At 42.6% G+C, this 9044-nt stretch carries 16 protein-coding genes; all 16 read left to right on the plus strand.

Translation table 11 applies throughout. The features are described 5' to 3' along the window. The first annotated feature begins 1 nt into the window (after position 1). Positions 2 to 316 carry a 50S ribosomal protein L24 gene (gene rplX / locus QMA08_RS18645; RefSeq protein ID WP_002959496.1) on the plus strand — a complete coding sequence of 105 codons (315 nt, stop codon included), beginning with the start codon at positions 2 to 4 and terminating at the stop codon, positions 314 to 316. Positions 317 to 332: 16 nt separating this feature from the next. Next, positions 333 to 872, plus strand: a complete 540-nt coding sequence (gene rplE / locus QMA08_RS18650; protein WP_010554915.1) for a 50S ribosomal protein L5 — start codon at positions 333 to 335, stop codon at positions 870 to 872. 10 nt (positions 873 to 882) lie between these two features. Then, the gene (rpsN, locus tag QMA08_RS18655) at positions 883 to 1188 is read left to right on the plus strand and encodes a 30S ribosomal protein S14 (protein ID WP_006794245.1); all 306 of its coding nucleotides are present in this window, start codon (positions 883 to 885) and stop codon (positions 1186 to 1188) included. 21 nt (positions 1189 to 1209) lie between these two features. Continuing rightward, on the plus strand, positions 1210 to 1602 hold the full coding sequence (gene rpsH / locus QMA08_RS18660) for a 30S ribosomal protein S8 (protein WP_002959491.1): 393 nt from the start codon (positions 1210 to 1212) through the stop codon (positions 1600 to 1602). 13 nt (positions 1603 to 1615) lie between these two features. Beyond that, positions 1616 to 2149, plus strand: coding sequence for a 50S ribosomal protein L6 (rplF, locus tag QMA08_RS18665; RefSeq protein WP_002959488.1), 534 nt, complete (start codon positions 1616 to 1618; stop codon positions 2147 to 2149). Between the two features lie 9 nt (positions 2150 to 2158). Beyond that, complete coding sequence (rplR, locus tag QMA08_RS18670) at positions 2159 to 2509, plus strand: 50S ribosomal protein L18 (RefSeq protein ID WP_002959486.1); 351 nt, start codon at positions 2159 to 2161, stop codon at positions 2507 to 2509. 9 nt (positions 2510 to 2518) lie between these two features. Continuing rightward, positions 2519 to 3025 carry a 30S ribosomal protein S5 gene (rpsE, locus tag QMA08_RS18675; RefSeq protein WP_002959485.1) on the plus strand — a complete coding sequence of 169 codons (507 nt, stop codon included), beginning with the start codon at positions 2519 to 2521 and terminating at the stop codon, positions 3023 to 3025. 2 nt (positions 3026 to 3027) lie between these two features. Further along, positions 3028 to 3210: a 50S ribosomal protein L30 gene (gene rpmD / locus QMA08_RS18680; protein ID WP_002959482.1), complete on the plus strand. Its 183-nt coding sequence runs from the start codon at positions 3028 to 3030 to the stop codon at positions 3208 to 3210. A 4-nt stretch (positions 3211 to 3214) separates the two neighbouring features. After that, complete coding sequence (gene rplO, locus QMA08_RS18685; protein ID WP_002959480.1) at positions 3215 to 3649, plus strand: 50S ribosomal protein L15; 435 nt, start codon at positions 3215 to 3217, stop codon at positions 3647 to 3649. Positions 3650 to 3659: 10 nt separating this feature from the next. Further along, positions 3660 to 4988 carry a preprotein translocase subunit SecY gene (gene secY, locus QMA08_RS18690; protein ID WP_002959478.1) on the plus strand — a complete coding sequence of 443 codons (1329 nt, stop codon included), beginning with the start codon at positions 3660 to 3662 and terminating at the stop codon, positions 4986 to 4988. Positions 4989 to 5010: 22 nt separating this feature from the next. Beyond that, entirely contained in the window at positions 5011 to 5124 is a 114-nt protein-coding gene (rpmJ, locus tag QMA08_RS18695) for a 50S ribosomal protein L36 (RefSeq protein ID WP_002959476.1), read from the plus strand. Between the two features lie 125 nt (positions 5125 to 5249). Further along, positions 5250 to 5606 carry a 30S ribosomal protein S13 gene (gene rpsM / locus QMA08_RS18700; protein WP_002959473.1) on the plus strand — a complete coding sequence of 119 codons (357 nt, stop codon included), beginning with the start codon at positions 5250 to 5252 and terminating at the stop codon, positions 5604 to 5606. A gap of 12 nt (positions 5607 to 5618) precedes the next feature. After that, complete coding sequence (gene rpsK, locus QMA08_RS18705; protein ID WP_002959471.1) at positions 5619 to 6005, plus strand: 30S ribosomal protein S11; 387 nt, start codon at positions 5619 to 5621, stop codon at positions 6003 to 6005. Positions 6006 to 6026: 21 nt separating this feature from the next. Beyond that, positions 6027 to 6647, plus strand: coding sequence for a 30S ribosomal protein S4 (rpsD, locus tag QMA08_RS18710; protein ID WP_002959461.1), 621 nt, complete (start codon positions 6027 to 6029; stop codon positions 6645 to 6647). Positions 6648 to 6671: 24 nt separating this feature from the next. Next, complete coding sequence (gene rpoA, locus QMA08_RS18715; RefSeq protein ID WP_002959452.1) at positions 6672 to 7658, plus strand: DNA-directed RNA polymerase subunit alpha; 987 nt, start codon at positions 6672 to 6674, stop codon at positions 7656 to 7658. Positions 7659 to 7697: 39 nt separating this feature from the next. After that, the gene (rplQ, locus tag QMA08_RS18720; protein ID WP_002959450.1) at positions 7698 to 8099 is read left to right on the plus strand and encodes a 50S ribosomal protein L17; all 402 of its coding nucleotides are present in this window, start codon (positions 7698 to 7700) and stop codon (positions 8097 to 8099) included. The last annotated feature ends 945 nt before the right edge of the window (positions 8100 to 9044 follow it).

Here is a 9044-nt window from a genome sequence, read left to right on the forward strand (position 1 = left end):
CATGGCAGCAAAAATACGTCGTGATGACGAAGTAATCGTACTAGCAGGTAAAGACAAAGGTAAGCGCGGAAAAGTGCTTTCAGTTGTTACTGAATCTGGTCGAATCTTTGTCGAAGGCATAAACTTGATCAAGAAACACCAAAAGCCGGTTCCACAATTGAACCAAGCTGGCGGCATTGTTGAGAAAGAAGCATCTATGGATGCATCAAACGTTGCGATCTTCAACTCGGAAACGAGTAAAGCTGATCGTGTAGGTTTCAAGATTGAAGATGGTAAGAAATTACGTATCTTTAAATCTACTGGTAAAACTATCTAATAGTTGGAGTAGAATGATGGCGAAACTGCATGAAGTATATAAAGACAAAGTAGTTGCTGAACTTCAAGAGAAGTTTGGTTTCAGCTCTGTCATGCAAGTCCCTCAGATCGAAAAGATCACATTGAATATGGGCGTGGGCGAAGCCCTAGCTGACAAGAAGATTTTAGATAACGCAGTAGCGGATCTAGCAGCAATCTCTGGTCAGAAACCTTTAATCACTAAAGCACGCAAATCTGTTGCTGGCTTTAAAGTGCGTGAAGGCTACCCGATTGGTTGTAAAGTAACCCTACGCGGCGAGCGTATGTGGGACTTTTTTGAGCGTTTGGTATCAATCGCTATCCCACGTATTCGTGACTTCCGTGGCGTAAGTGCAAAGTCTTTTGATGGACGTGGCAACTACAGCATGGGCGTACGTGAACAAATCATCTTCCCAGAAATCGATTACGATAAAGTAGACCGTGTACGCGGTATGGATATTACTATCACTACTTCTGCGAAATCTGATGAGGAAGGCCGTGCGTTGTTAGAAGCGTTTAACTTCCCATTTAAGAAATAAGGGTAGGGTTATGGCAAAGAATTCTATGAAAGCGCGCGAAGCAAAGCGCACAAAACTAGTTGCTCAGTACGCTGAAAAGCGCGCTGCACTAAAAGCTATCATCAGTGATGTTAACACATCTGAAGATGATCGTTGGGACGCGGTACTTAAGCTACAAGCTTTACCACGTGATTCTAGCCCTGCACGTCAACGTAATCGTTGTAACATTACGGGCCGCCCACATGGTTTCCTTCGCAAATTCGGCATGAGCCGTATTAAAGTTCGCGAAGCAGCTATGCGCGGTGAAATTCCTGGCCTTAAAAAGGCTAGCTGGTAATAGAATCATGGGAGTAAGACTATGAGCTTGCAAGATCCTATCGCGGATTTGTTCACACGAATTCGTAACGGTCAATCAGCGAAGAAAGTATCTGTAACGATGCCAACTTCAAAGCTGAAAGTAGCATTAGCTAAAGTACTAAAAGACGAAGGTTATATCGTAGATTTCGCTGTTAACGGCGAAACTAAACCTGAGCTTTCTATCGAGTTGAAGTACTTCGAAGGCAAAGCTGTAATTGAAAATATCCAGCGTGTAAGTCGCCCTGGTTTACGTATCTATAAGAAACGTGACCAATTACCTAAGGTAATGGGTGGTCTTGGTATCGCTATCGTATCAACTTCTAAAGGCCTAATGACAGACCGCGCAGCACGTAGTGCTGGTGTTGGTGGTGAAATCATTGGTTTTGTAGCTTAATCGGAGGGGAACTATGTCTCGCATAGCAAAGGCACCAATTACTGTTCCTGCCGGTGTAGAAGTTACATTAAAAGGCCAGGAAATCACAGTTAAAGGCAAAAACGGTGAACTTACTCGTACAATCAACAACGCTGTTGAAGTACAAGTAAATGACAACGTTATTACTACTTTACCTCGTGATGGCGTAGCTAATGCATGGGCTCAAGCAGGTACTGCTCGCGCTCTAATCAACAACATGGTTGTTGGTACGCATGAAGGTTACGAGAAGAAACTTCAGTTAGTAGGCGTGGGTTACCGTGCTGCAGCGAAGGGTAAAACATTAGATTTAACTCTTGGCTTCTCACACCCAGTTAATTTCGCAGTTCCTGAAGGAATTACGATTGAAACTCCAAGCCAAACAGAAGTTCTAGTTAAGGGCGTAGACAAGCAGTTAGTTGGTCAAACAGCTGCTAACATTCGTGCATACCGTAAACCTGAGCCTTATAAAGGTAAGGGTGTTCGTTATTCAGATGAGAATGTACGCCGTAAAGAGGCTAAGAAGAAGTAAGGTAAGACGATGGATAAAAAAACAGCTCGTCTACGTCGTGCTAAACGCACTCGTAGAAATTATATTGAACAAGGCACAACGCGTCTTGTTATCCACCGCACGCCACGTCACATATACGCTCAAGTTGTAAATGCTGAGGGTAATGTACTGGCTGCTGCTTCTACTGTTGAAAAGGCTATTAGCGAAACAGTTAAAGGCACCGGTAACGTTGAAGCTGCGCAAGCAGTTGGCAAAGCGGTTGCTGAACGTGCGGCTGACAAAGGCATCGAAAAGATTGCTTTTGATCGCAGTGGCTTTAAATATCACGGCCGTGTGAAGGCGCTAGCTGATGCTGCGCGTGAAGCCGGTTTGCAATTCTAGGAGTAGACTATGGCTAACGTAGAAGCAAAGCAACAACAGCCTGATCTAGCTGAAAAGCTAATCGCGGTGAACCGTGTGTCTAAAGTAGTTAAAGGTGGTCGTATCTTTAGCTTTACTGCACTAACTGTAGTTGGTGACGGCGCAGGTAAAGTAGGTTTTGGTTATGGTAAAGCACGTGAAGTTCCAGCTGCTATTCAAAAAGCAATGGAAAAAGCACGTCGCAACATGATCAATGTAGACCTAAATGGCAATACATTACAGCATCCTGTTAAGGGACGTCATGCTGGCTCACTAGTGTTCATGAAACCAGCCTCTGAAGGTACTGGTATCATCGCAGGTGGTGCTATGCGTGCAGTACTAGAAGTGACTGGTGTTCAGAACGTACTTTCTAAATGTTACGGTTCTACTAACCCAATCAACGTAGTACGTGCAACGATTTCGGCTCTTGAGAATATGAATTCTCCACAGTCAATCGCTGCAAAACGTGGCCTTCGCGTAGACGAAATACTGGGGTAACCATGGCAAATCAAACTGTAAAAGTAACACAAGTAAAAAGCTCTATCGGTCGTTTACCGAAACATAAAGCTACATTACGCGGTCTTGGTTTACGTCGTATCAACCACACTGTTGAGTTAGAAGACACAGCATGTGTACGTGGTATGATAAACAAGGTTTCTTACATGGTTAAGGTAGAGGGTTAATTCGATGCATTTGAATACACTTTCACCTGCTGCAGGTTCAAAAACTGCTCCAAAACGTGTTGGTCGTGGTATCGGTTCTGGTCTAGGTAAGACTGGTGGTCGTGGTCACAAAGGTCAAAAATCACGTTCTGGCGGCAAAGTACGCGTTGGTTTTGAAGGCGGTCAAATGCCTATGCAACGTCGTCTACCTAAATTTGGTTTTACTTCTCGCAAATCTTTAGTATCTGCAGAAATAAACCTTTTTGAAATCGCTAAAGTTGAAGGCGATGTGGTAGACCTAAGCGCGTTACAAGCAGCTGGTCTAGTTAAAAAGAACGTTCTTTTCGTTAAAGTTGTTAAATCTGGCGAAGTTTCACGCGCTGTTACCGTTAAAGGCCTTAAAGCCTCTAAAGGTGCTCGCGAAGCTATTGAAGCTGCCGGAGGCAAGGTAGAAGACTAAGGAAGTACTAATGGCTAAACCAGGTCAAGATACAAAAAGTGCACAAGGTGGACTTTCGGAATTGAAGCGCCGATTACTCTTCGTATTGGGTGCTATCATAATTTACCGTCTAGGTTCATTTGTGCCGATCCCTGGGATTGACGCCGCTGTACTTGCCGATTTCTTCGAGCAACAAAAGGGCACCATTGTTGAAATGTTCAACATGTTCAGTGGTGGTGCACTTGAGCGAGCTTCAGTGTTAGCACTGGGTATTATGCCGTATATCTCGGCTTCGATTATTACGCAACTATTAACGCATATGTATCCTCCGTTTATAGAGCTTAAGAAAGAAGGTGAGCAAGGGCGTAAAAAAATTAGCCAGTACACACGCTATGGCACGCTTGTGCTAGCTACTATTCAATCAATCGGTATTGCTACTAGCTTACCGGGCATGATGGAGGGGTTAGTTGTTAACCCTGGTATGGGTTTCTATTTCACCGCTGTGGTGAGTTTAGTTACTGGTACTATGTTCCTTATGTGGTTGGGTGAACAAATAACAGAGCGCGGTATCGGTAACGGTATCTCTGTTCTAATATTTGTTGGTATTGTAGCTAACTTGCCGTCTGCTATTGGTTCGACAGTCGAAATGGCGCGCCAAGGTGATTTGAATGTTTTTGTACTGTTGATGGTTGCGGTAATCGTATTCGCTGTTACTTATCTTGTAGTGTTTTTCGAACGTGGACAACGTCGTATTGTTGTTAACTACGCTAAACGCCAACAAGGTCGTCAAGTATTTGCTGCCCAAAGCACGCATTTACCACTAAAAGTAAATATGGCGGGTGTTATTCCACCAATCTTCGCTAGCAGTATAATTCTGTTCCCTGGTACAATTGCTAGCTGGTTCGGCCAAGGTGAAGGTCCAGTCGCTGATGTATTACAAGCTGTTGCTACTACGTTGACTCCAGGTCAACCGTTGTACTCGCTTGTTTTAGCTGCGGCTATTATCTTCTTCTGCTTTTTCTACACAGCGTTGGTTTTTAACCCACGTGAAACAGCAGATAACCTTAAGAAATCTGGCGCATTTATCCCAGGTATTCGTCCAGGTGAGCAGACATCTAAATACATTGATAAAGTGATGACACGCCTGACATTGGCAGGTGCTTTGTATATAACCTTTATCTGTCTGGTGCCTGAATTCATGACGATGGCGTGGCAAACGCCATTCTACTTCGGCGGTACATCAGTTTTGATTATCGTTGTAGTAATCATGGACTTTATGGCACAAGTACAGACTCACCTGATGTCTCATCAGTATGATTCTGTGCTGAAAAAAGCGAACCTTAAAGGCTACGGTCGATAAGGTCAGTTTACGGAGTTGAGCAATGAAAGTACGTGCTTCCGTTAAGAAAATATGCCGTAACTGTAAAGTTATTAAACGTGCTGGTGTAGTACGCGTAATTTGCAGTGAGCCTAAGCATAAGCAAAGGCAAGGCTAAGTAAACAGTCGTGCAGGCTGAGTTTTCTCGGCCTGTGTTTTTAGTAGTGATTTGGTCTTCGTTTGAGTATCCTTACGGGCTTTTCAAACTTTTGATTACCAAATTCGAATATAGGAGATGTGTTAGTGGCCCGTATTGCTGGCATTAACGTCCCTGATCATAAACATGCAGTTATTGGTTTAACAGCTATTTATGGCATAGGTAAGACTCGCTCTAAGGCTATCTTAGAAGCGACTGGTATCGCCGAAACCACAAAAATCGGTGAACTTTCAGACGAAATTCTTGACGTACTGCGTGATGCAGTTGGCAAGTACACTGTTGAAGGTGATCTTCGTCGTGAAGTTACTTTAAATATCAAGCGCCTAATGGACCTTGGTTGTTATCGTGGCCTACGTCACCGTCGCTCTTTACCACTACGTGGTCAAAGAACTAAGACTAACGCGCGCACCCGTAAGGGTCCTCGTAAGCCTATTAAGCGATAAGGGGATAGTATTATGGCTAAGACACCAATTCGTCGTAAAAAGGTTAAAAAACAAGTTGCTGATGGTATGGCTCATGTTCATGCGTCTTTCAACAACACTATTGTAACGATTACCGACCGTCAAGGTAATGCACTATCATGGGCTACTGCCGGTGGTTCAGGTTTCCGTGGTTCACGTAAATCTACACCATTTGCTGCTCAAGTTGCTGCAGAGCGTGCAGGTACTGCTGCTCAAGAATACGGTTTAAAAAATCTAGAAGTTTTCATTAAAGGTCCAGGTCCAGGTCGTGAATCTGCTGTACGTGCTTTGAATGCTGCTGGTTACCGTATTACCAACATTACTGACGTGACGCCAATACCACATAATGGTTGTCGTCCACCGAAGAAACGTCGCGTTTAACAATAGGTTAGGAGAAATAACATGGCAAGATATTTGGGCCCTAAGCTCAAGCTGAGTCGTCGTGAAGGTACTGACCTGTTCCTTAAGAGCGGCGTAAGAGCTATCGACTCTAAGTGTAAACTTGAGACTGCACCTGGTCAGCACGGCGCTCGTAAAGGTCGCTTATCTGATTACGGTTTACAATTACGTGAAAAGCAAAAAGTACGTCGTATCTACGGTGTATTAGAAAAGCAATTCCGTAACTACTACAAAGAAGCTGCTCGCCTTAAAGGCAACACAGGTGAAAACTTGTTACAGCTTTTAGAGCAACGTTTAGACAATGTTGTATATCGCATGGGTTTTGCTAGCACACGTGCAGAAGCACGTCAGTTAGTAAGCCATAAAGCGATTTTAGTTAATGGTCGTGTTGTGAACATTCCTTCATACGTAATTACTCCAGAAGATACTGTTGTAATCCGTGAGAAGTCTAAGACGCAAGCACGTATCATCGCTGCTCTAGAGTTGGCTGAGCAACGTGAAAAGCCGACTTGGGTTGAAGTTGACGGTAAGAAATTGGAAGGCAGCTTTAAGCGTCTACCTGAGCGTTCAGACCTGTCTGCGGACATTAATGAACAACTAATCGTCGAACTTTACTCTAAGTAAAGTTAAGAGTTAAGAGAGGATAAAATGCAGGGTTCTGTTACAGAATTTCTAAAACCAAGGTTAGTCGACATCGACGCTATCAACCCAACGCGTTCTAAAATAGTTTTAGAACCATTAGAGCGTGGCTTTGGCCATACTCTGGGTAATGCTTTACGCCGTATATTACTTTCATCTATGCCTGGATGTGCAGTAACTGAAGTTGAAATCGACGGTGTATTACATGAGTACAGCGCGAAAGAAGGCGTTCAAGAAGACATCATTGAAATACTATTAAACCTTAAAGGTTTAGCAGTAACGTTAGAAGGCAAAGATGAAGTTTTTCTGACCCTGACTAAATCTGGTGTAGGCCCTGTTACTGCGGCTGATATTCAGCACGATGGCGATGTAACAATTGCTAATCCAGATCACGTTATTTGTAATTTAACTACAAATAACAGCGAGATCAGCATGCGTATTCGTGTTGAACGTGGTCGTGGTTATGTGCCGGCATCTAGTCGTTTATCCTCTGATGACGATGAGCGTCCAATTGGTAGATTGTTGCTTGATGCATCATTTAGCCCAGTTGAACGTATTGCGTACTCGGTTGAATCAGCTCGAGTTGAGCAACGTACAGATTTAGACAAGTTAATCATTGATATGGAAACAAACGGCACTTTAGATCCAGAAGAAGCGATCCGCCGTGCGTCTACTATCTTAGCTGAGCAATTAGATGCATTCGTAGATTTACGTGATGTAACTGAGCCAGAAGAGAAAGAAGAGAAGCCAGAATTCGATCCTATTCTACTTCGTCCAGTTGATGATCTTGAATTAACAGTACGCTCAGCAAATTGTTTGAAAGCCGAGCAAATTCAATATATCGGTGATTTAGTTCAGCGCACTGAAGTTGAGCTTCTTAAAACGCCTAATTTAGGTAAGAAGTCTCTAACTGAAATTAAAGACGTGCTAGCTTCACGTGGACTTTCTCTGGGCATGCGCCTAGAAAATTGGCCACCTGCAAGCTTAGCTGAATAATCTAAATCACTATATTAGTTTAGTTAGAAGGATAGGGTCATGCGCCATCGTAAGAGTGGTCGTCAATTAAACCGTAACAGTAGCCATCGTAAAGCGATGTTTAGCAATATGGCAGGTTCTTTGGTGAAACATGAAATCATCAAAACTACTTTGCCAAAAGCGAAAGAGTTACGTCGTGTAATTGAACCTTTAATCACACTGGCTAAGACTGACAGTGTAGCAAATCGCCGTTTAGCGTTTGCTCGCACGCGTGATAATGAAGTTGTTGGTAAATTATTCAGTGAAATCGGTCCACGTAACGCGGATCGTCCAGGTGGTTACACTCGTATTCTTAAGTGTGGCTTCCGTACTGGTGATAATGCACCAATGGCTTATATTGAACTAGTTGGTCGCCCAGCGACTAGCGAAGCAGTTCAAGAAGACGCACAGTCTGCAGAGTAAGTCTTAAAGAAACCTAAAAGCCGAGCTTATGCTCGGCTTTTTCTTGCCTAAAATTTGTCAAACTATATGAACCAGTAATTACCTTCTATTATGTGCATCGACTCTTAGATTCTTAATCGATAGGTTGTTTTTACAGTTATTTTAATAGCTCTGCCTAGTTACCCTTTACTTAACATCGAACCAAAATAGCCTATCCGGTTTTAGTTAAATAGCATTTTTACTTTATATAGTGATTTACAGTTATTAATAATAGCACTTCGAATTTAAATACCATTAAGCAATCCCTAACGAAGTTTTTATTGATTTGAGCTGATCAGAAGATATAAGGGTCGCTCTCTTATCTATATACCGGTACTAAGAACCTCATAGTAAAGCTAACCATTGGGGCCTTAGTAAGCTCACTTCTCAAATAAAAATATAGCCCAATGAATTTAAATCTCAGCTTTTGACTATTTCAAATGATTTTAGTAACACGACTCTTAACTTATTGGTTGGCTTTTTCAGCATTGATGATCCAAATATGTCTCTACTGATCACTAGTTACCATAACTTTGACTTTAAATAGCTCTATAAACCTCTCAATACAGGTGGTTTAGTTGTGTTTTTGAGCGTTTAGCTCAAATACTCAGCGAACAGCACATTATTTCAAGTTTTCTTCAAAAAAGGGTTGATCTGTTTTTGGATCTCCCTATAATGCGACCCCACTGAGACGGGAAACAGCAACGCATAGCGAGGCACGAACAACTCAGGGTGTTAAGTAAAACTTAGAGTGAATCTTTTTAGAAAGTTTAAATTTAAGTATTGACAAAAAAATAGGAAAGCGTAATATGCGCAGCCCTAGCGAGATAAAGTTCAACTTTATAATCGCAACGTTCTTTAACAATATAAAGCAATCATCTGTGTGGGCACTCGTACAGATTGAGTTCTAACAGCCAAGCTACTTAG

The organism is Pseudoalteromonas sp. APC 3355 (assembly GCF_030407615.1).
Classification (GTDB): domain Bacteria; phylum Pseudomonadota; class Gammaproteobacteria; order Enterobacterales; family Alteromonadaceae; genus Pseudoalteromonas; species Pseudoalteromonas distincta.

What these genes read in the sequence shown, in the direction of transcription:
- rplX (WP_002959496.1), top strand. Translation starts at nt 2, where the DNA reads ATGGCAGCAAAAATACGTCGTGATGACGAAGTAATCGTACTAGCAGGT.
- rplE (WP_010554915.1), top strand. Translation starts at nt 333, where the DNA reads ATGGCGAAACTGCATGAAGTATATAAAGACAAAGTAGTTGCTGAACTT.
- rpsN (WP_006794245.1), top strand. Translation starts at nt 883, where the DNA reads ATGGCAAAGAATTCTATGAAAGCGCGCGAAGCAAAGCGCACAAAACTA.
- rpsH (WP_002959491.1), top strand. Translation starts at nt 1,210, where the DNA reads ATGAGCTTGCAAGATCCTATCGCGGATTTGTTCACACGAATTCGTAAC.
- rplF (WP_002959488.1), top strand. Translation starts at nt 1,616, where the DNA reads ATGTCTCGCATAGCAAAGGCACCAATTACTGTTCCTGCCGGTGTAGAA.
- rplR (WP_002959486.1), top strand. Translation starts at nt 2,159, where the DNA reads ATGGATAAAAAAACAGCTCGTCTACGTCGTGCTAAACGCACTCGTAGA.
- rpsE (WP_002959485.1), top strand. Translation starts at nt 2,519, where the DNA reads ATGGCTAACGTAGAAGCAAAGCAACAACAGCCTGATCTAGCTGAAAAG.
- rpmD (WP_002959482.1), top strand. Translation starts at nt 3,028, where the DNA reads ATGGCAAATCAAACTGTAAAAGTAACACAAGTAAAAAGCTCTATCGGT.
- rplO (WP_002959480.1), top strand. Translation starts at nt 3,215, where the DNA reads ATGCATTTGAATACACTTTCACCTGCTGCAGGTTCAAAAACTGCTCCA.
- secY (WP_002959478.1), top strand. Translation starts at nt 3,660, where the DNA reads ATGGCTAAACCAGGTCAAGATACAAAAAGTGCACAAGGTGGACTTTCG.
- rpmJ (WP_002959476.1), top strand. Translation starts at nt 5,011, where the DNA reads ATGAAAGTACGTGCTTCCGTTAAGAAAATATGCCGTAACTGTAAAGTT.
- rpsK (WP_002959471.1), top strand. Translation starts at nt 5,619, where the DNA reads ATGGCTAAGACACCAATTCGTCGTAAAAAGGTTAAAAAACAAGTTGCT.
- rpsD (WP_002959461.1), top strand. Translation starts at nt 6,027, where the DNA reads ATGGCAAGATATTTGGGCCCTAAGCTCAAGCTGAGTCGTCGTGAAGGT.
- rpoA (WP_002959452.1), top strand. Translation starts at nt 6,672, where the DNA reads ATGCAGGGTTCTGTTACAGAATTTCTAAAACCAAGGTTAGTCGACATC.
- rplQ (WP_002959450.1), top strand. Translation starts at nt 7,698, where the DNA reads ATGCGCCATCGTAAGAGTGGTCGTCAATTAAACCGTAACAGTAGCCAT.